The sequence below is a fragment of the Paenibacillus aestuarii genome, assembly GCF_027789125.1.
GTDB lineage: Bacteria > Bacillota > Bacilli > Paenibacillales > NBRC-103111 > Paenibacillus_E > Paenibacillus_E aestuarii.
In genome coordinates, this window is record NZ_JAQFVF010000026.1 from 234,617 (window position 1) to 254,453 (window position 19,837).

Annotated in this window: 16 protein-coding genes; 12 read left to right on the top strand and 4 right to left on the bottom strand. The window is 50.2% G+C overall.

The window, feature by feature from the left end; all coding sequences use genetic code 11:
• Window positions 1-4: 4 nt before the first annotated feature.
• The 7 genes from O9139_RS12440 (at window position 5) to O9139_RS12470 (ending at window position 7,715) form a co-directional block, all read left to right on the top strand.
• Window positions 5-937, top strand: a complete 933-nt coding sequence (locus tag O9139_RS12440; RefSeq protein WP_270879792.1) for an ABC transporter permease — start codon at window positions 5-7, stop codon at window positions 935-937.
• Window positions 938-940: 3 nt separating this feature from the next.
• Entirely contained in the window at window positions 941-1,858 is a 918-nt protein-coding gene (locus tag O9139_RS12445; RefSeq protein WP_270879793.1) for an ABC transporter permease, read from the top strand.
• Window positions 1,859-1,863: 5 nt separating this feature from the next.
• Window positions 1,864-2,913, top strand: a complete 1,050-nt coding sequence (locus tag O9139_RS12450) for an ABC transporter ATP-binding protein (protein ID WP_270879794.1) — start codon at window positions 1,864-1,866, stop codon at window positions 2,911-2,913.
• A gap of 31 nt (window positions 2,914-2,944) precedes the next feature.
• Window positions 2,945-4,588 carry a peptide ABC transporter substrate-binding protein gene (locus O9139_RS12455; RefSeq protein ID WP_270879795.1) on the top strand — a complete coding sequence of 548 codons (1,644 nt, stop codon included), beginning with the start codon at window positions 2,945-2,947 and terminating at the stop codon, window positions 4,586-4,588.
• Window positions 4,589-4,664: 76 nt separating this feature from the next.
• Entirely contained in the window at window positions 4,665-5,594 is a 930-nt protein-coding gene (locus tag O9139_RS12460; protein ID WP_270879796.1) for a S66 peptidase family protein, read from the top strand.
• A gap of 53 nt (window positions 5,595-5,647) precedes the next feature.
• The gene (locus tag O9139_RS12465; RefSeq protein ID WP_270879797.1) at window positions 5,648-6,751 is read left to right on the top strand and encodes a dipeptide epimerase; all 1,104 of its coding nucleotides are present in this window, start codon (window positions 5,648-5,650) and stop codon (window positions 6,749-6,751) included.
• Between the two features lie 4 nt (window positions 6,752-6,755).
• Window positions 6,756-7,715 carry a C40 family peptidase gene (locus O9139_RS12470; protein ID WP_270879798.1) on the top strand — a complete coding sequence of 320 codons (960 nt, stop codon included), beginning with the start codon at window positions 6,756-6,758 and terminating at the stop codon, window positions 7,713-7,715.
• A 390-nt stretch (window positions 7,716-8,105) separates the two neighbouring features.
• Here the strand turns inward: O9139_RS12470 and O9139_RS12480 are convergent, their stop codons facing one another.
• The 4 genes from O9139_RS12480 to O9139_RS12495 all read right to left on the bottom strand — a co-directional run bounded on the left by O9139_RS12480 (window position 8,106) and on the right by O9139_RS12495 (window position 13,705).
• Window positions 8,106-8,939, bottom strand: a complete 834-nt coding sequence (locus O9139_RS12480) for a formylglycine-generating enzyme family protein (RefSeq protein WP_270879799.1) — start codon at window positions 8,937-8,939, stop codon at window positions 8,106-8,108.
• 294 nt (window positions 8,940-9,233) lie between these two features.
• On the bottom strand, window positions 9,234-9,872 hold the full coding sequence (locus tag O9139_RS12485) for a glycoside hydrolase family 11 protein (RefSeq protein ID WP_270879800.1): 639 nt from the start codon (window positions 9,870-9,872) through the stop codon (window positions 9,234-9,236).
• 537 nt (window positions 9,873-10,409) lie between these two features.
• Window positions 10,410-12,158 (bottom strand): sensor histidine kinase, encoded by a 1,749-nt coding sequence (locus tag O9139_RS12490; RefSeq protein WP_270879801.1) that lies wholly within the window; start codon window positions 12,156-12,158, stop codon window positions 10,410-10,412.
• Window positions 12,155-13,705: a response regulator transcription factor gene (locus O9139_RS12495; protein ID WP_270879802.1), complete on the bottom strand. Its 1,551-nt coding sequence runs from the start codon at window positions 13,703-13,705 to the stop codon at window positions 12,155-12,157. The genes O9139_RS12490 and O9139_RS12495 overlap by 4 nt, the downstream gene beginning before the upstream one ends.
• A gap of 177 nt (window positions 13,706-13,882) precedes the next feature.
• Between O9139_RS12495 and O9139_RS12500 the strand changes: the two genes are divergently transcribed.
• The 5 genes from O9139_RS12500 to O9139_RS12520 all read left to right on the top strand — a co-directional run.
• Complete coding sequence (locus tag O9139_RS12500) at window positions 13,883-15,262, top strand: ABC transporter substrate-binding protein (protein WP_270879803.1); 1,380 nt, start codon at window positions 13,883-13,885, stop codon at window positions 15,260-15,262.
• 78 nt (window positions 15,263-15,340) lie between these two features.
• Entirely contained in the window at window positions 15,341-16,255 is a 915-nt protein-coding gene (locus tag O9139_RS12505; protein ID WP_270879804.1) for a carbohydrate ABC transporter permease, read from the top strand.
• The gene (locus O9139_RS12510; RefSeq protein WP_270879805.1) at window positions 16,252-17,070 is read left to right on the top strand and encodes a carbohydrate ABC transporter permease; all 819 of its coding nucleotides are present in this window, start codon (window positions 16,252-16,254) and stop codon (window positions 17,068-17,070) included. Before O9139_RS12505 ends, O9139_RS12510 begins: the two co-directional genes overlap by 4 nt.
• 27 nt (window positions 17,071-17,097) lie before the next feature.
• Window positions 17,098-19,230 carry a beta-galactosidase gene (locus O9139_RS12515; protein WP_270879806.1) on the top strand — a complete coding sequence of 711 codons (2,133 nt, stop codon included), beginning with the start codon at window positions 17,098-17,100 and terminating at the stop codon, window positions 19,228-19,230.
• A gap of 420 nt (window positions 19,231-19,650) precedes the next feature.
• Window positions 19,651-19,837 (top strand): hypothetical protein (locus O9139_RS12520; protein ID WP_270879807.1); only part of this gene is annotated, 187 nt, incomplete at its 3' end.

The window sequence follows — 19,837 nt, forward strand, 5'->3', positions numbered from 1 at the left end:
TAGCGTGACACAATATATTCTTCGCAGATTTATCTCCATGATTGTCACACTGTGGCTAATAATTACGGTTACTTTTGTGCTGATGCATGCTGTTCCGGGATCGCCGTTCGAAAAAGACGGCAAAAATGCGAACCCGACAGCGGTTCAGAACTTGATGGAATTTTACCATTTGGACCAACCTGTTGCGAAACAGTACCTGATTTATTTAAAATCACTGCTTGCCCTGGACCTTGGGCCTTCCATCGGCCACTTTCCCGATACCGTCAATTCCATGATTAGCCGAGGATTTCCAGTTTCCTTTCAGTTGGGTATCGTATCCATTCTCATCTCTATCGTTGCCGGGATCGCGCTCGGTACGGTTGCCGCTTTGCGGCAGAACCGAATCATCGATTACACGGCTATGATCTTCGCCGTAATTGGCATAGCGGTGCCTAACTTCATCGTCGCAACCTTGCTAATCAAATACGTGGCGGTTGAGTGGAAGCTTCTCCCAGTAGCGACATGGGGCACCTGGAAGCACGTGATTTTGCCTGCGCTTGCCCTATCCACAGGACCTCTCGCCATTATTGCGCGATTGACAAGGGCCAGCATGGTGGAAGTGCTCACCGCCGATTACATTGAAACGGCAAGGGCCAAAGGCCTGTCACCGGTTACGATTGTCATCAAGCATGCGCTCCGCAATGCCGTGCTTCCGGTCGTTACATTGCTAGGCGCTTTGGTGTCCAACGTGCTGACGGGGAGCTTTGTTATTGAAAAGATTTTCGCCATTCCAGGCATGGGTAAATATTTCGTCGATGGCATCAATAATCGGGATTACTCGCTCATTATGGGAACGACCGTATTTTATAGCACCTTATTGGTCATTATGATGTTCCTGGTGGACATCGCCTACGGGCTTATTGACCCCCGCATCAAGCTGCACAGGAAGGAGGGGTAAGGGATGAACGTACCGGATACTTTATTCGTCCCGATGTCCAAGAACAAAGGGACGGCGGAAGCGATTGTTCGCATACGGCTGTCGTTCTGGCAGGAAGCCTGGATCAGACTGCGTGCTAACAAATTGGCTATGGCTGGGCTGATTGTCATTATTGTGATGGCCTTACTCGCCACCTTTGGCCCTCTTCTTACGGATCAAAGCTATTCCAAGCAAGTACTGCTGGATGCCAATCAGAAACCGTCAGCCCTCCATTGGTTCGGCACCGACGATCTGGGGCGCGACGTGTATGCCCGTATCCTCTATGGAGCGCGCATCTCGCTGTTTATCGGCCTAATGGCCGCTTTGATCGATTTGGTCATCGGCATCATTTATGGGGGGATTGCCGGTTACTTCGGCGGAAGAATCGATAACATCATGATGCGGTTCGTTGATCTTTTGTACGGGATTCCCTATCTGCTCATTGTCATCCTGTTAATGGTCGTGATGGGCCCAGGGCTGCTGACGATCATTGTCGCCCTGAGCGCCACAGGCTGGATCGGCATGGCACGGATTGTGCGCGGGCAAGTGCTGAGCTTGAAATCAGCGGAGTATGTGCTGGCGGCAAGGACGCTGGGCGGAGGCGCGGGTTACATCATCCGCAAGCATTTGCTGCCCAATGCGATCGGGGTCATCATCGTGCAGGTGACGTTCTCGGTGCCATCTGCGATTTTTGCCGAAGCCTTCTTAAGCTTTCTGGGCTTAGGCATCCAGCCGCCTCTTGCCAGCTGGGGCGTCATGGCCAATGACGGTCTGTCGACGATTTTGTCAGGGCAATGGTGGCGGTTGTTTTATCCGGCATTTTTTATTTCGATGACTATGCTTGCCTTTAACCTCGTCGGTGATGGCTTGCAGGACGCTTTTAATCCGAAGCGGAGGAGGTAGCAACTATGCCAACAACAAAGAACTCGTCCGACGTTATTTTGGAAGTGAACAATCTGCATGTCACGTTCACTACGCATGGCGGAGAAGTAAAGGCGGTTCGCGGTGTCAGCTTTACGCTGGGCAAAGGAGAGACTTTGGCTATCGTCGGCGAATCCGGCTGCGGCAAGAGTGTTACGGCCCGCAGTATGACGCGACTTCTTCCCGAGCACACATCGAAGATCAGCCAAGGCAGCATTCGCTTTAAGGGCAGAGAGCTGACGAAGCTGAGCGAGAAGCAGCTGCGGGAGCTGCGAGGGTCGGAAATTTCGATGATTTTCCAGGATGCCATGACAGCGCTGAACCCCACCATTTCGATCGGTGAGCAGATCATGGAAGGGATCATTCGCCATCAGCGAATATCGCGTGTAGAAGCGCGCAAGCAAGCCATCGAAATGTTGGGTTTGGTGGGGATTTCCAATCCGGAGATGCGCTTGAAGCAGTATTTGCACGAATTTAGCGGCGGTATGAGGCAGCGGATGATGATCGCCATCGCAGCGGTTTGCAAGCCGTCGGTACTCATCGCTGATGAGCCGACGACAGCGCTCGATGTGACCATTCAAGCGCAGATCCTTGAACTGTTCAAAATGCTGCAAAAGAAGACCGGCGTCTCGATCATCCTTATCACGCATGACCTTGGCGTCGTTGCCAATATGGCTGATCGGGTCAATGTGATGTATGCCGGCAAAGTCGTTGAATCCGGGACTGTGGATGAACTGTTCCGCCATCCGCAGCATCCGTACACCAAAGGGCTGCTGGCTTCGATGCCGCGATTGGATACGGACAAGTCGCTGCCGTTAACGCCGATCGCGGGAACACCGCCGGATCTGTTTGCTCCGCCCCAAGGCTGCGCGTTTGCAGCGCGTTGCAGTTATGCGATGGAAGTATGTGGGGCCTTCCAGCCGGAGCAGACTGCGGTATCGGCCAGCCACTCGGTCGCCTGCTGGCTGCAGGATCCGCGCGCTAAACTTGTATTCCGGCCGCCAAGCAAGAGCAACATCATGACGGCTCAAGGATAAATAAGACAAAAATCAAAGGGGAGATGTGCTCATGAAAAAAGTTTCAGCATTGCTAATCAGCTCCGTATTGGTCATCGGTACGTTACTAGCCGGATGCAGCAAAGATCCAGGTGCAGGCACGCCAGAGTCTGGCTCCAAGCAGTCGGAAGCGGGCAAAGCAACGTCATCCAAAGTCCTCCTTTACAACAATTTAAAAGAGCCAACCTCGCTCGATCCTCCGAAAGGATTCGACCAAGTGTCCTACGATGTCCTTAACAACGCCTTCGAGGGGCTGACGCGGCTTGGCAAGAACCAGACGCCTGAGCCAGCTATGGCCAAAGAGTGGAAAGTGTCTGCAGATGGCAAAAAATATACGTTTACACTCCGTGACGGCATTAAGTGGTCTAACGGCGACCCTGTCAAAGCCTCTGACTTTGAATATGCCTGGAAACGCCTGCTAGATCCAAAAACAGCTTCTGATGCGGCTTTTCTCGCATATCCTATTGAAGGTGCAGAAGCTTTTAACTCGGGCAAAGGAACAGCCGATGGTGTGAAAATTAAGGCTGTCGATGACAAGACCCTTGAGGTGTCTTTGACTCAGCCGGCTCCTTGGCTCATTGGCATGGTTTCCAGCCCGGCTTTCTTCCCGGTACATAAGGCCACTGTAGAGGGGAATGCCAAGTGGGCGGGTGAAGCAGCTACAATTATCAGCAATGGGCCGTTCAAAATTTCGGATTGGAAACACGACAGCGAGTTGAAAATGGTCAAAAACGATCAATACTGGGATGCCGCCAACGTAAAACTGGCAGGTGTCACATTCAAAATGATCAATGACACCAACACCGCGTACCAGCTTTTCACGACCGGTGAGCTTCATACAACCGGATCCATTCCGGCGGATATGAGCGAGAAATTGTTTGCTGATAACAAAGTGAAGGTTGAAGATGGTGCGGGAACTGCGTTCTATCGCTTTAATGTGAAAATGGCGCCATTCAATAACGCCAATATCCGCAAAGCTTTTGTTGAAGCTGTAGACAGACAGAAGCTTGTCGATTTGGTGCTGAAGCAAAAACAGAAACCGGCAGACGGATACGTATCACCAGGGTTACAGGACGCAGCGGGCGGAGATTTCCGCAAAGTTGGCGGCAGCCTGATCAAGTTCGATGCTGCTGAAGCGAAGGCGCTGCTTGCCAAAGGGATGCAGGAGGCCGGATATACGACGCTGCCTGAAGTTACTTTGACTTATAACACGAATGATGAAAGCCAGCGCATTGCCCAAACGCTGCAAGCGATGTTCAAGGATAACTTAGGCGTCGATGTGAAGCTGGCCAACAAAGAAGGCAAAGTGCTGACAACCGAGCAAAAAGGTTTGCAGCTGCAATTGTCCCGTTCTTCCTTCCTGCCGGACTTTGCTGATCCGATCAACTTCCTTGATGGCTTCCAATCGACGAATCCGTTCAGCCGTACAGGGTGGGTTAATGCTACTTATGACAAATTGATCAAAGATGCCTATGCGGAATCGGATGAAGCTAAACGCTACAAAATGATGCATGATGCAGAGAAAATTCTTATGGACGAAGCTCCGATTATGCCGCTTTACTTCTATAATTCCACGTATATGCAAAGCGACAAATTGGACGGCGTCGTTAGACACGCCTTCGGTTTCATTGACTTTAAGTGGGCAGATTTGAAATAGAACAAGAAGATGGAGGGATGCACCTGTAAGAGGTGCTCCTCCCTTTTTTTCATCGCATCATGGGAGGGTGTAGGTGATGGTTGAACTTATCAAGCCTCGGCGAATATGTCTAGGCGATACGGTGGGCATTACAGCCCCTTCAAGCTGGGTCGACATCGAGCAGGTGAAAGCCGCTTCAGCCATGCTGGAGAACATGGGATTGCAGGTTCGCCTGGGCGATACGTTATCGATGCAGCACGGCTATTTGGCCGGAACGGATGAGGCGCGCGCGGCGGAGTTGAACGCGATGTTCGCCAATCCTGAAATCAAAGCGATTATCTGTGCACGCGGCGGATACGGTTCCGGAAGAATCGCGAATTTGCTGGATTATCAGCTCATTCGAGCGAATCCCAAAGTATTTTGGGGCTATAGCGATATTACGTTTTTGCACGCGGCGATTAGCCGATATGCGGGTTTGGTTACTTTTCACGGACCGATGTTAATCGATTTGGAAAAAGATGTGAATCCGCTGACGCTGCAAAATTACGAGACGCTCCTTCGACCGTCCATTCTGCGCTATACCGAAGAAGTTTCCCGCTTGCAAACGCTGGTAGAGGGAGAAGCCGTCGGGCCGATTGTCGGAGGGAACATTTCGTTAATCGTCAGCACACTCGGAACGCCTTATGAGCTGGATACGAGGGGAAGGCTTCTATTTATGGAAGATATCGACGAAGAGCCGTATCGCCTGGATCGAATGCTGAATCAGCTCAAGCAAGCAGGGAAATTTGCCGATGCAGCTGGTATTCTGATTTGTGATTTCAATAATTGCGTACCGCAAAAACGTAAGGTATCGCTGACGTTAGAGCAAATTTTTCACGATCACATCGTTTCTGCGGGGAAGCCGACACTGTCCGGATTTAAAATCGGCCACTGCTCGCCGAATATTGCCGTCCCTATCGGTATCGAAGCAAGAATGAGCACCTACGAGAAGCTGTTGGTTTGCGCGGAATCCGGAGTAGAAGCATAAACTTGGGTCCCTAACGCTATCCGAGCAGCACAAACTTTCAGGAGGCAACCACTATGAACATTATTCAAAGTGTTGAAGTCATGCGGCAGTCGACTCCGCTCAAAAAGCCGTTTAAAACAGCGCTGCGCACCGTCTATCATACAGAGTCGATCATCGTGCGCATCCAGACCGACGACGGCCGAGTCGGTTGGGGGGAGGCGCCTGCGACGATTGTTATTACAGGGGACAGCTTGGATAGTATCCAAGCGGCTATCGTACATACGTTCAAACCTTTACTAGTGGGAAAAAGTTTGCTAGCTTACGAGCGCATTTTGCAAGAGATGCATCAATCGATGATTGGCAGCAGCAGTGCGAAAGCCGCCGTAGATATGGCCATCTATGATCTGGTCGCACAGAACTGCGGGCTGCCTTTATATCAATTCCTCGGCGGTTACAAGGATCAGATAGAAACGGACTTCACGGTCAGCGTCAATTCGCCGAAGGAAATGGGCGAAGACGCCATGCGTTACGTGCAAGAAGGCTTCAATGTGCTGAAGATTAAAGTTGGCAAGGATAACTTGCAAGCGGATATTGAAAGAATGCAAGAAATCCGCAGCTGCGTAGGCAGCGGTGTGAAAATTCGCGTCGATGCGAACCAGGGCTGGCAGGTGAAGGACGCCATCCGCACGATTCGCCGGATGGAGGACTTAGGGCTTGATATTGAGCTGATCGAGCAGCCGGTGAAGGCTGGGGACATTGAAGGTTTGAAAATGGTAACCGACCATGTGGAGACGCCGATTATGGCCGATGAGAGTGTATTTTCTCCGCTTCAAGCCTTCGAGGTGCTGAAAACGCGCGCGGCCGACCTGATTAATATCAAGCTGATGAAATCCGGCGGAATCTATAAAGCGCAGCTCATTAACCATATCGCTGAAGAGTTCGGCGTCGAGTGTATGGTCGGCAGCATGATCGAATCCCGCGTGGCTGTAACAGCGGCAGCCCATCTTGCTGCGAGTAAGAAAAATATTACCCGTTGCGATTTCGATGCGCCATTAATGATGCAGCATGATATTGTCGTTGGCGGTGTGCAGTATGACGGACGGGTGATGACCTTCCCCAAAGTCGCGGGACTTGGCATTCTTGACGTCGTCGGCAGCCAGAGCGTAGTGGGGTCATGACGATATGCTGAAAAAGATGACGGTCGCTGTTCCTGTCGCAATGGTTTGGACGAACCCTGATTCTCCACGCCCTATGGATGGGCCTGTATTGAAGAACCCGGCGGACATCAGAGCTTGGCTGGGGTGCATGACGCTTGACGATAAGCTGGATTTGTGTCTGGCGAACCGGGTGCAAACCCAAGTGCTTTATGGTGCAAGTGTGCTTGTTACGGAAGAAAGTGACGGTTGGAGCAAGGTGCTCGTTTCCCTACAGGGAACGCGGAAGGATCCGTTGGGCTATCCCGGTTGGGTACCCAGCTGCCAATTAGTGGAGGCTGTTGAGGCCCCAGTTGACTCGCAGCGAGCAGTAGTGATCGCGGATAAAACATGGTTGTTTAAGGATAGCACCCTATCTGAACCGTTGATCGAGCTGAGCTACCTGACCTCTCTTCCTTGGCTAAAGCAATCGGGAGATGTGGTGAGTGTACAGACGCCGACGGGGATGGGGTATGTAAAAGCGGATGATGTACGGTTGCGCGATGATGTCGGCGATGGTAGTGGCAACGGCAATGGCAATGTCTTCCAAGCTCCCCAAGCTGGAGTGAAACACATTGGGCAGGCGATCGTAGAACAAGGGCAGAGGTTTCTTGGTCTGCCTTATCTATGGGGAGGCATGTCCTCTTATGGCTTCGACTGCTCGGGATTTGCATATTCCATGCACAAATATTTTGGGATTATCATTCCGCGGGATGCTTCGGATCAAGCCAAACAGGGGACTCTTGTTGAGAAGGAAGCGCTGGAGCCGGGCGATTTGCTCTTCTTTGCTTATGATGAGGGCAAGGGAGCGATTCACCATGTTGGGATCTACGCCGGCAACAATCAGATGCTTCATTCGCCCGAAACGATTAAAAGTATCGAACTTATCGATATGAGTACGATGAAGTTAGCCAAGGAGCATTGCGTATCGAGGCGCTATTGGAAGTAAGTATCGAGGCACGCGAGATGATGATCTTGCGTGCTTTATTGTTGTGAGAATCTTAAATGGATAGGCACTCCGATCCGCTTGACCACTCAGCAAATAGTGGTCATACCACCGCATCTCGGAGATTAGCGCTTGCCCCACCTCGTGATTCACCGCAATCGGTGTTAAACGTTGAACGGTGGGATGGGGAACTGTGGGGGATTGACAGCAGCCTGCATCAAAAGCAAGAGACCGTACAGAAGTCATCATAGGGGATAATTTCTCTAATGAACGGGTGAAATTCTATGATTTGGATGGAAAGCAAAAAAACCTTTACATCGTTGAACAGACCGTAAAGGGTTTAGCTTGGCTTATTGCTTGATCGGCACCGTGAAGCGCTTGAGTCGCAGCTTGCTACTCGCTGCGACTCACACGAAAACCTTGATCGGGTCCAATGCCATTCGCTTCGAACTTGCCTCGAAAAGATGACTCGTCGTTGCTGACGTCGCCGATCCAACCGCCGCCCTTCGCAACCCGGTAAGAACCGCTATTGCTGTCCGAGTCTCCGAACCAGTTCCAGCACCATTCCCTAACATTTCCTGACATATCGTAAAGTCCTAACTCGTTGGGTTTCTTGACACCGATAAATTTTGTTTGATTGTTGTTGTTTTCTATGATAGGCCAGTTCCAATCTCCTGATAAGTACTTATCTCCAGCATTTTTCCAATACCATGCTACTTCATCTGCATTATTGCTTCCGCTGTAAGTATAACTCTTGCTCATCTGACCTCCGCCAGCAGCATATTCCCACTCGGCTTCTGTCGGCAATCGATAACCATTAGCCCCCTCATTGATCGTTACTGTCCATTTTATATTGTCGTTATCACTCTTATTATTCGGGTCTTTTTTATTCTTATCTATATTGTAATACGGTTTTAAACCCTCTTTCGTACTCCTTTTATTACAGTACTCCACAACGTCATACCAGCTTACCATTTCCACCGGCAAATTGTCGCCTTTGAATTTGGAAGGATCACTTCCCATTACCTCCAACCACTCTTTTTGAGTGACCTCATACTTGCCGATATAAAAGTTCGGCATTGTTACACTTTTTCCATAGTAGTTGGACTTTGTGTTCATAAAAGTCCCGCCTTTAACTAATACAAAGTTATCAGACTTTACTTCTTGCGAACAAGCGCTGACAACAACCACGATTGCTACTAAAAGGAAAAATAGTAGTTTTCTCATTGATATATCTCCTTTAAACGGATAGGAAAAGTTATAGGCCGTGACGGCCTACAACACGCGCCACCGGCACGTTCGTCTTGCGGGGATACAATCCCGCAATGCATACGGGCTGACGGGTCAGGCTCAAGCTAGCGCATAACGACCAGCGGCCTGCCCCCAATTCTTACTCAAGTCATATATAGGCTCGTTTCTTGAAATATATAAGGCCGCCGGCTGTGAAGCGGCAGGCCTTATACGGAAAAACTTCTGGAGACGGTCAGGCGGCCGTCAGTTGCCTTGCTTGCAGGTGACCTGTTACCACACCGTTACGTTAGAGCTACCACTACTTTGATACCCTTCTGTCGCCAATATCTGGTAAGACCAACTGCTTCCCAAGTTCATTCCGTAATTCTTCCATGCGTTAACGTGGTTGCTAAAAGTGATAGCAACGTTGCTTCCCGTCGCTCTCTTCGACTGACGGACACTCCAGTACTGGGTGAAAGTTGCAGTACCGTCAATAGAAGGTGCGTTGGTTCGCGTAGCCGTATATACGTCATATGTGCCCCCATCACTGGTCACAGTGCCTTTATACGTCCCAGTAGGTCTATAGGTGCCCCAGCTATCAACGACATAATATTCTATGAGTGAGTTTCTCGTCCATCCATAGAGAGACAAATACCCATTGCCAGACGGCGACCAGACGCCGGCATTGTAGTTAATTGTCCTAGATGCCGATCCGGTACCCCAGCCTTTACCAACAACAAAGTTCCCGGAATTTGTCCATGAAACGCTGTAATTGCCACCAGATCCATTCGTAGCATTAACTGTCCCGCCACCATCGGTCCAATTTTGCCAGTAGTCTGTCGCTGCACTAGCAGATGCTGTAAATAAGCTGGTGCAGCCCACTGTAGCTGCCATAACTAACGTCAACATTTTCTTGTTAAATTTAAACATAATCCTACCTCCCAAAATATTTTTATTTGTCACAACGGTTGTTTTTCTTTGATGCAGATAACTTATCCCGTGTCATATTCCGCGAACTTCTGCCTGCAACCTCCTCCTGAGAAAGGATTTTCTTTTTCAAAAACCTTCTCTAACATTTCTTTAATAACCACAAGAAAACTGATCTTGTCTAAACAAATTATATAAGGTAAGCGCATACATTACACTTAACAAATTAAAGATTTACCCCCATTATTTTCACATTTATTTAACAAATTCCCAGAAAGTAAAAATGCCCCCCTATTAAAAGACGCTATATTCATTATGGAACTTTGTAGGAAGTTCTGAATGCTTTTTATATTTATAGGCATCCTCATTCTCGAATATTTGACTCTTTCCATGAAAACCACACCCTATTTGGATTCGGAAATGCTTAATCTATATCATTTTTAAATAAAAAGTCCTTCGGTTGGGTCAAATTCACCCTGTCGGGCGAATCTAACGAAATCGGCAAAAAGCTGGGAGGGGACCCACCAGGCACTCCCCGCCTCACCCATACCGCTCAGGAATGCTCACCTGCACCGTCGTCCCTGCGTCAGGCAGACTGTCGATCTGCAGGACGGCTTGCCTGCCGAACAAGTGTTCCAATCGTTTTTTCGTATTGGATAAGCCGATATGCCGGATCCCGGGGCCGTCTTTGTTGACGCCCTTGTCCCAGATTGCGGTGAGCTGCTCCGCTTCGATGCCGATGCCATTGTCTTCCACGATAAGCGTTAAGATGCCGCTATTGGCGGTTGCGGATATGCGAATCGTGCCTTTAGCATCCTTCGGGCAGATGCCGTGGAAGATCGCATTTTCGACAAAGGGCTGAAGAAGGTTGCGGGGAATTAAACAATCCAGCCATTGATCGTCAATGTCCCACACCACTTCAAAAATGTCAAGGTAACGATAAGATTGAATGGCCACGTAATCCCGCAAAATGCTAATTTCCTCTCGCAGCGGGATGAGGGCATGTCCGTCGCCCATTCGCACAGCATCCTGCAGGATGCGGATAAAGGAAGCGACCATGCGGACGACATCTTCGTTGCCTTGCTTTTGGGCCATGTAAATGACAGCGTTCAACGTGTTGTAGACGAAGTGCGGATTCAACTGGGAGAGGAGAAGTTCCAGCTCCAGCTCCCGTTTCTCTTGCTCGTAGCGGATCGATTCTTCCATGTCCATGCGGAGCTGTTCGATCATGCGATTAAAGCCTTGCCCCAACTTCTCCAGCTCATCGCCTGTTTGGATCGTAACGGACGTCTGCAAGTTCCCGCTGGAGACAGCATTCATAGCATGGTAAAGACGCATAATAGGTCTCGTGATGCGGAAAATAGCGGGCATGATCAGGACGAGAATGAGAATCGTACTGGCAAGCGAGAAAATGGCAAGCAAATAGATCACGATTCTCCCACGCTCTATTAATGTTTGATGGGATGTATACGAGATCAATCTCCAGTTATTCCCAGAGAAGCGATTGACCAGCAAGTAACCGCCATTTATTGCTTGTATCCCTTCCTCTTTGTGCAATAAAGCCTCGCGTTTAAACAGCTCCTCGTCTGTGGAGTCGGGTTGCCGCAGTTTTTTCTCATAGATAATATGATTGCTGTCATTCGCCCATAAGAACCCGTCAAAATCCGTGCTCCCATACGTAAGTAAGGACTCGAAACTGCTGTAGTCCAAATTCAGAATCAATTGCCCGATCGTGCGCCCCGATTGCTGGACATCCTTCACGTTGACGATGTAGCTGATGGTATTGCTCTGCGTCACCGCATTAAAAAAAATTTGATGAGGCTCCGTAAAGCCGCCTAATTGCCCCGAAGCCACAAAATTTTGATACCACGCTTCTTTCATCCGATCATTCATGTAGTTGTCATATCTAGCCTCGCTGTAAAACGATTCGCCACTAGGCATCACAAGCGCGAAGCTCATCACTTCCTTGCGCAGTCCTTTATTCTCGTCCAAATAGCTGAACGTATCCTGGAGGAGCGAGAGCTTGTCGAAAGTATCCATTTGTCCATATTGGTTAAAAAACAACTGCAATTGATTGGAAATGATTAAGGAAGAAGCGAACTTAACGATATCATCCGACATATACTGCAGCTGCCTGGCCGTCTGGCCAAGTTTAGTGTCATCGTCATGGATCATTTGTTTGAGGAGAATTTTTTGATAAAAATAATAGGTAAAGCCTGCGGCTAGCAGGAAACTCACAGCAGCTACGATGACTAACCGAATCAGAATGACAGAGCGCAAACTTCTCATAGCCGGCTTCCCGCCTCTCGATATTGATGGGGAAGGAGTCCGGTCACTTTTTTGAATACTTGGGTAAAATGCTGAGGCGATCGATAGCCGATTCTTGCGGCGACATCTGTAATTTTTGCATCTTCTTGCCGCAAAATCCGTTTGGCCTGCTGAATTCTGTGCTCGGTTACATAGTCCAGAAATGTTCGATCCATTTCTTTTTTGAACAATTGATGCAGGTAGGAGGGGCTAATCCCGATGGCATACGAGACGTCGTCGATACTGATTTCTTCATGATAGTGCTCATGAATATAACGAAGCGCTCGCTGCATTTTGCCAGATAACGGGCCAATCTCGTTCATTGAAGTGAGGCGCTCTCGCAGGTGCTGAATAAACCGTTCGATGAGTTCGTCCATCTGATAGACAGGGTCATAGAGCTTCACGTCGAAAATATCAGTATCCATCCTGCCAAATTGGGCTGCAGGTTCTTGAATAACGTTGGTCAGGCCGCCAATCGTATCGTATAATCCACGCAAGTCCCATTTGGGCTTGCGAATGCGAGAAAAAAGCTCTTTTACCGCCTTCTCCATCATCGCGACGTCTTGCTGTTCCAAGCTCTCATGGAGCGCATCGAAGCGGATGTGGCGGGCAGCCGGGGGAGTGGACTCCACAGATAGAGGAAGCCCGTTCACACAGAGCAATGCTTCCCGCCCGCAAAAGATCGTATGCCGTGCCGCTTCAACAACTTGTTGAAACGATGCAGGGAGTGAGGTCGGATCATGGCCTCCATATGTATAGAAGACGGAAAAGGTCCGATTAAATTCACCGAAGAGGTGCTGCTGTGCCGACTGTAAAAGCGTTTGCAGCTCGCTGTGAAGCACGCAGGCCGCCTTGTTTCTCTGGGCAAATAACAGCACGATTTGTGCCCCGTGGGTCTGGAATTCGCCCAACAGCTTCCAATGCTCGTTGGCTGCGCAATGCTTCGTGATCTCCATGATCCACTTGGCTGCATGCGCAGGCTCAGTGTGCACGTTGGTCAAGTGATCGGTCGAGAATGGGGCATCCTTCTGGATCAACGCCAGGCCGAAAGGGGGCTTCATACCATCGATGTTGGAAGATGGCTTCAGCTCTATTCCGGTTACGAGGTCCTTGATCATATCGTTTTGCATCATCCGCTGCTGCTTCTTCTCTAATTCCCAGGTCGCTTTCGCTTTATTCAATTCTTGCAACAGCTTGTGGCTGTCAATTTCATGTTTAATCAAATAGCTGGAAACCCCGCCAAGCGAGATCACCTGCCTTGCAACGCTGAAATCTTCATAAGCGCTAAGGACGATGAATAGGATGCCTAATTGTTTTTCGGAAACGGCTCGGATTAGCTGAACACCGTCCATGACCGGCATTCGGATGTCAACAATGACGATCTCCGGGCGTTTCTCTTCACAGATGCGCAGGGCGCTCTTCCCGTTCGTGGCGGTGGCGATCATTTCGTAACCGCACGCTTCCCACGGAATAAGACCTTTGATATGTTCGATCACAATGGGTTCATCGTCGACCAACATGACTTTCATACGTCTCACCCCTATTACCAGATTATTAACAGTATAGCGTATCCAGTGAAGAGTCCGATAGGCGAATGTAGGATTGCGACCAAAATAGTAGGATTGTATTGTTTACGCTTACATTTGGTTCCATGTATGATTGGAAGCGTATACAGTAAGTTGCACGCTAAAGGGAGGTATTCAATAATGAGGAACAATTGGATCAAGCAATTTGGCGCAACCATGTCGACGATCGTGCTGGCGGGTTCATTAGCGGCTTGCAGCAGTGGCGCTGGCGGCGGTGAGGCCAAACCTGCGGCGAAAGAGACGTCCGCTGCAGCAGCGCAGGCAACAACCAGCGGTGCAACCAAGGAAGCCGGCGGCGCAGCTGCAGGCGCCAAGGGCAATGAGGATCTGAAGGGTGAATTCGTTCTATGGACATGGGAGCCTGAGCACCCGACCGCATTGGCGGAATTCAACAAGAAATATCCGAATATTAAGATGAAGCGCGTCAATGTCGCAGCTGCGGATGTGACGAAGAAGCTGCAGACGACGATCGCCTCGGGCGGCGAGCTGCCGGACGTGATCCGGATCGAACGCGGACAGAAAGCGAAGATTTTTGACATGAACGTGCTCGAAAACCTGGAAGCTGCGCCGTATAGCGCGGATAAGTCGCTGCTCTTCGATTATGACATCCCTACCTTTTCGAAAGATGGCCATCTGATTTCAATCCCTGACGATATGAGCGTAGCCGGGATGGCTTATTTGAAGCCGCTTGCTAAGGAATATCTGGGAACCGACGATCCGGAACAGCTGGAGAAGATGCTTCCTGACTGGAATACATTCATCGAGAAGGGCAAGGAAATCGTCCAGAAAAGCGGTGGGAAGGTTAAAATGTTCCCAGGTCTGGGAGACGTCTATACCTTCATCAAAGGTCAGCGGTCCGGCTCTTACTTTGACGGCGATAAACTGAACACTAGCGTGCTGCAGCAAGTCGTGACCAGCCTCGTTCAATTCCGTGATTCCGGCACCGTGGATAAGCTGGATCAATGGACACCGGCTTGGAACGCTACATTTGGCCAGGAGAAATACATTTTTGCCATGGCACCTGTATGGGGACCGCAGTATGTGATTTCGCCGAATGATAAAAAGGAAGGGCGCTGGGGACTCATGGTTGCCCCTGGAGGCGGTTATATCGCCGGCGGCTCTTCACACGGCATTCCAAAAGGAGCGAAAAATGCGCAGCTTGCCTGGAAATGGATTGAATTCACTTCCATGACACAAGAGGGCGCTTTATCCCAGCATAAGGATGGCGTGTTTACGCACTATAAAAAGGCGTATGACGATTCATCGTTTACGAACTGGACTTGGCCAAGCTTCGGGAATCAGGATATCGGCAAAAAATTCTTCGTCGACATCTCTGCGAAAACCAAAGACGTATCCGAGAACGTGAACGACTTAGTGCTTAACGATGTGATGAACATTATTTTGCAGACACTGGCCAAAGATAATTCGTTTGGTGTCGATCAGGCGATGGACAGAATCAAAAAAGAGCTGAAGGCGAAAGCGCCAAATATTACAATGTAAATTTTATGAGTAAAGGTCGAGGGGCGGCTGGCTGCAAGAGCCGTTCTTCGATCAATCGACAATTGAGGGGTGTGCGTCATGAATACCGTAAAAAGAAGGTGGGTGCCCTATTTTTTTCTATCGCCTTACCTGATTTTTTATTTTGCATTCGGGTTCATTCCGATTCTGTTCTCGCTGTATATCAGCTTGACGAACTGGGACGGAATCAGTGGCAAAACATTCGTCGGTTTTGACAATTACAAGTTTCTGTTTAACCCGGATTCCTACTTTTTTAAATCGGTCGGCAATACGATGCTGTTCGTGGCTTTGACACTGCCGTTGCAAATTATTATCGGCTTAGGCATCGCCACCTTGCTGTATAGCAAGTGGGTCAAGTGGAAAGCTTTTTTTCAGTTGATTAATTTCTTGCCCTACATCGTGACGCCAGTGGCGGTCGGTTTGATGTTCAATCTGCTGTTCGACTGGCAGGCGGGATTCGTGAATAAGCTGCTCTTGCAATTGGGGTTGATCGACGAAGGCATATACTGGCTTGGCGACCCGTTCTACGCCCGCATGGTCATCGTGCTGATGCTATCTTGGAAAGGGTTCGGTTACACGATGATTTTCTACCTGGCTGGGCTTGCGAATATTCCGAAGGATCTGAATGAAGCAGCTGAAGTGGATGGCGCTACCTTTCTGCAAACGTTCTGGTCGATCACACTGCCACTTTTGAAGCCAGTTACGCTATTTATTGTGATCACGGGTATTATCGGCGGTTTGCAGCTGTTGGAGGAACCGATGCTCCTGCTCGGTGGTGCAGGCATGGGCTCGAGTACTGCTGTCATCGGAGGTCCTGACCGCTGCTGTCTGACGACCGTTTGGAACATGTACGATACCGCTTACGGCAGTACGACGCGATACGGACTTGGCGCAGCCATCGCCTATGGACTTTGTCTGATCATTGCTGTGTTTTCATTTCTCGGAGCCAGATTTCAAAGGGGGGAGCAAGGATGAGCAGCTACGTGCGGACAACGGCGGCCACAGTCGGAATCGCCATGATTTCGATCTTCGCTCTCCTGCCGTTTTATATCATGATGATCATGGGGACATATCAAAACGAAGATCTGTTTCAAAAAATCGTGCTCATCCCTGGCAATTATTTGCTCGAAAATTTCAAAACCGTAGCCGACAGCCGCTTTGATCTCGTTTATTTAAACAGCTTGATCGTCTCGATCGCCAGCACTGTGCTTTCGGTCTTTGTCAGTGCCTTCGCCGGTTTTGCCTTTGCTAAGCATGAATTTAAATACAAGAAGAACATCTTCGCCGGCGTTCTGCTGACGATGATGATCCCTGGACAGCTAGGCCTTGTCGCGTACGTCATCGAAATGCGCAGTCTCGGCCTTTCGGGCACACTGGTACCGCTTATTTTGCCATGGATGGCCAATGCTTTCGGTGTTTTTTGGATGACCCAGTTTATACGGGGCGCCGTTCCGACTGAAGTGCTGGAAAGCGCCAGAATGGACGGATGTTCGGATATCGGGGTGTTTTTCCGGATTGTCCTCGCCTTTATTTTCCCAGCAATTACCACTCTATCTCTGCTTGTGTTTCTATGGTCGTGGAACAACTACTTGCTCCCGCTTATTATGATCAACAAGCCGGAACTGTTCACGATCCCTCTCGGCATTAATTCGCTTGGAACGGCTTACCGCACTGACTTGGCGGCGCAAATTCTTGGTCTGACCCTCGGCACGCTCCCAGTGCTGATCCTGTTTGCCATCGGTTCCAAAAGCTTTATCCGTGGCCTAACCGCCGGTTCAGTGAAAGGTTAAATATACAATCGTTAGGAGCATAATGTGATGAGCAAATCAATTAAGCTTCAAGCCTTGCAGCTCGGTGTTTGTTATTATCCGGAGCACTGGCCGGAGTCGCTGTGGGAAGATGATTTTCGCAGAATGCGTGAACTGCATATGTCTGTTATACGCGTCGGGGAGTTTGCGTGGTCTATTTTTGAGCCGGAGGAAGGAGTCTTCTGTTTTGACTTGTTTGATCGGGCACTGGATTTGGCACACAAGTACGGTTTGCAGGTCATTATGGGTACCCCGACGGCTACACCGCCGGCTTGGCTGACGCAGCGCTATCCGGAGGTGCTGAACGTCTCGCAAGACGGGGTTACGTACCAGCATGGCGCTCGGCGTCATTATAATTACAGCAGCCCGAAGTATCGGGAGCTTTGCGCCAGAATTACGCGTGAATTGACGGAGCATTACAAGGATCACCCGGCCATCATCGGCTGGCAGATTGATAATGAGTTGAATTGTGAGATCAATGTGTTTTATGCGGAGGCGGATCATCAGGCGTTTCGTGAGTGGCTGCAGGCTAGATATGGCAGCTTGGACGAATTGAATCAGGCTTGGGGCACCGTGTTCTGGAATCAGACCTATACAGCGTGGGAACAAGTGCATTTGACCCGCCCGACGGTATCGGATAGTCCTAACCCGCATCAAGCGTTGGATGAAAAAAGATTCATTTCAGACAATGCGATTTCCTTCGCCAAAATCCAGACGGATATTATTCGCGAGACAGCGCCGAATCAGTGGATCACAACGAATGGCATGTTCGGGCATCTGGACAGCCATGAGCTGACTGAGCAATTGCTGGATTTTTTCTCATTCGATTCGTATCCGCAATTTTCAACGATTTTTCCGGGCAGTGAGGACAATCCGCTGCTGGATCGGGCCTGGAGCCTGCATCTGAGCGGTACCCGTTCCATATCGCCGAACTTCTGTGTGATGGAACAGCAGTCAGGTCCGGGCGGTTGGGTCAACCGCATCGAGATGGCGTCCCCGCGTCCGGGGCAGATGCGCTTATGGACGTACCAGTCGATTCTGCACGGTGCGGATATGCTGCTTTATTTTCGCTGGCGCACGGCTACGGTAGGCACGGAAATCTATTGGCATGGCCTCAATGATTACCATAATCGGCCGAATCGCCGCATCCAAGAAGCGGCGCAAGTCGGCAGGGAGCTTGCCGCCGTGGGCGGAGCGTTGGCTGGAACAAAGTTCCAGGCGGATGTCGCCATCGTGCGCGATTACGATAATCAATGGGACGGCGAGCTGGATAAGTGGCACGGACCTTTGACGGGGATGAGTGAGCGGGCATGGTTTAAGCAGCTGCAGGCGCAGCACATTCCTGTGGATGTGATTTATATGCGGAGCCAAACGACAGTGGAGGATTTGCTCCGTTACCGGACATTAATTTATCCCCACGCTGCGATGATGACGGCGGATACGGCAGAACTGCTGGCCAAGTTTGTCGAGCAGGGCGGAAGGATTGTTTTTGGCGCACGCACAGGTTATAAAAATAAGCAAGGACACTGCCTGATGGAGCCGATGCCAGGTCCTGTGGCCAGCTTATGCGGGGTAACGGTCGAAGACTTTACCCTGGTTAAAGGGACTGTTCCGGCGGCGCGTTTGAAGTGGACGGATGCGGAGCCGATGGCGGCGTCTGCGCCGGTTTCGGCTGAGGCGGCGATCTTGGCCTCGGCCTCGCGCCCGGTCTCAGTTGAGGAGACGGTATGTTGGGCGGAGGCGTTCAACGATATTTTGCAAGTGGAAAATCCGGATGTCGAAACGGTTGCGGTCTACGCTTCCGAATATTATGAAGGCAAGCCTGCATTGACAAGGCGCAAAATCGGTTTAGGGGAAGCCTGGTATTATGGTGCGGCTTTCAGTGAACCGGTCGTCGGGGAGCTAGTCCGCAGGTTGGGTTTGAAGTCGCCTGTCGAGAAGTGGTTGGTGCTCCCGCCACAGGTCGAACTTGGCATCCGTGCTGCGGATCGTACAGAACATGTGTTTTTGTTGAATTATGGAAATACCCCGGCGGAAATTCAACTCAAACAGATGACATTGGACGTTTTGAGCGGTGAAATGTTGAACCACACGGTGCAACTCCCACCATATGGCGTGATGATTCTGTTGAAGGAGAAGTGAGGAGGTGCGAGTGGCCATTCAAGGTCTGCCTAGGAACTGTGATGGCGTAAAAAATCCTTGCAGCGACATTTGGGGCGCTGCAGGGATTTTTTATTAGTGTGATGTGGCGGCGGAGAAGCTGTAGTCAGGATTTGCCAAACTACAGAGCGGCTGAAGGTGGTAAATGTATCTCTAGTCCGGATTTGCCTGCTTACAGAGGCGGATTTGCTCGTTTGGCTACTTTTTGGCGTCTGTAGTTGGGCAAAACCGGACTGGAGCGGTGTTAGCGGTGGGAGTAGCGTCTGTAGTTGGGCAAAACCGGACTGGAGCGGTGTTAGCGGTGGGAGTAGCGTCGGTAGTTGGGCAAAACCGGACTGGAGCGGTGTTAGCGGTGGAGTAGCGTCTGTAGTTGGGCAAAACCGGACTGGAGCGGTGTTAGCGGTGGGAGTAGCGTCTGTAGTTGGGCAAAACCGGACTGGAGCGGTGTTAGTGGTGGGAGTAGCGTCGGTAGTTGGGCAAAACCGGACTGGAGTGGTGTTAGCGGTGGGAGTAGCGTCTGTAGTTGGGCAAAACCGGACTGGAGCGGTGTTAGCGGTGGGAGTAGCGTCTGTAGTTGGGCAAAACCGGA

Coding starts and splice junctions, on each gene's coding strand:
- O9139_RS12445 (WP_270879793.1), top strand. CDS start 941: ATGAACGTACCGGATACTTTATTCGTCCCGATGTCCAAGAACAAAGGG.
- O9139_RS12450 (WP_270879794.1), top strand. CDS start 1,864: ATGCCAACAACAAAGAACTCGTCCGACGTTATTTTGGAAGTGAACAAT.
- O9139_RS12455 (WP_270879795.1), top strand. CDS start 2,945: ATGAAAAAAGTTTCAGCATTGCTAATCAGCTCCGTATTGGTCATCGGT.
- O9139_RS12460 (WP_270879796.1), top strand. CDS start 4,665: ATGGTTGAACTTATCAAGCCTCGGCGAATATGTCTAGGCGATACGGTG.
- O9139_RS12465 (WP_270879797.1), top strand. CDS start 5,648: ATGAACATTATTCAAAGTGTTGAAGTCATGCGGCAGTCGACTCCGCTC.
- O9139_RS12470 (WP_270879798.1), top strand. CDS start 6,756: ATGCTGAAAAAGATGACGGTCGCTGTTCCTGTCGCAATGGTTTGGACG.
- O9139_RS12480 (WP_270879799.1), bottom strand. CDS start 8,939: ATGAGAAAACTACTATTTTTCCTTTTAGTAGCAATCGTGGTTGTTGTC.
- O9139_RS12485 (WP_270879800.1), bottom strand. CDS start 9,872: ATGTTTAAATTTAACAAGAAAATGTTGACGTTAGTTATGGCAGCTACA.
- O9139_RS12490 (WP_270879801.1), bottom strand. CDS start 12,158: ATGAGAAGTTTGCGCTCTGTCATTCTGATTCGGTTAGTCATCGTAGCT.
- O9139_RS12495 (WP_270879802.1), bottom strand. CDS start 13,705: ATGAAAGTCATGTTGGTCGACGATGAACCCATTGTGATCGAACATATC.
- O9139_RS12500 (WP_270879803.1), top strand. CDS start 13,883: ATGAGGAACAATTGGATCAAGCAATTTGGCGCAACCATGTCGACGATC.
- O9139_RS12505 (WP_270879804.1), top strand. CDS start 15,341: ATGAATACCGTAAAAAGAAGGTGGGTGCCCTATTTTTTTCTATCGCCT.
- O9139_RS12510 (WP_270879805.1), top strand. CDS start 16,252: ATGAGCAGCTACGTGCGGACAACGGCGGCCACAGTCGGAATCGCCATG.
- O9139_RS12515 (WP_270879806.1), top strand. CDS start 17,098: ATGAGCAAATCAATTAAGCTTCAAGCCTTGCAGCTCGGTGTTTGTTAT.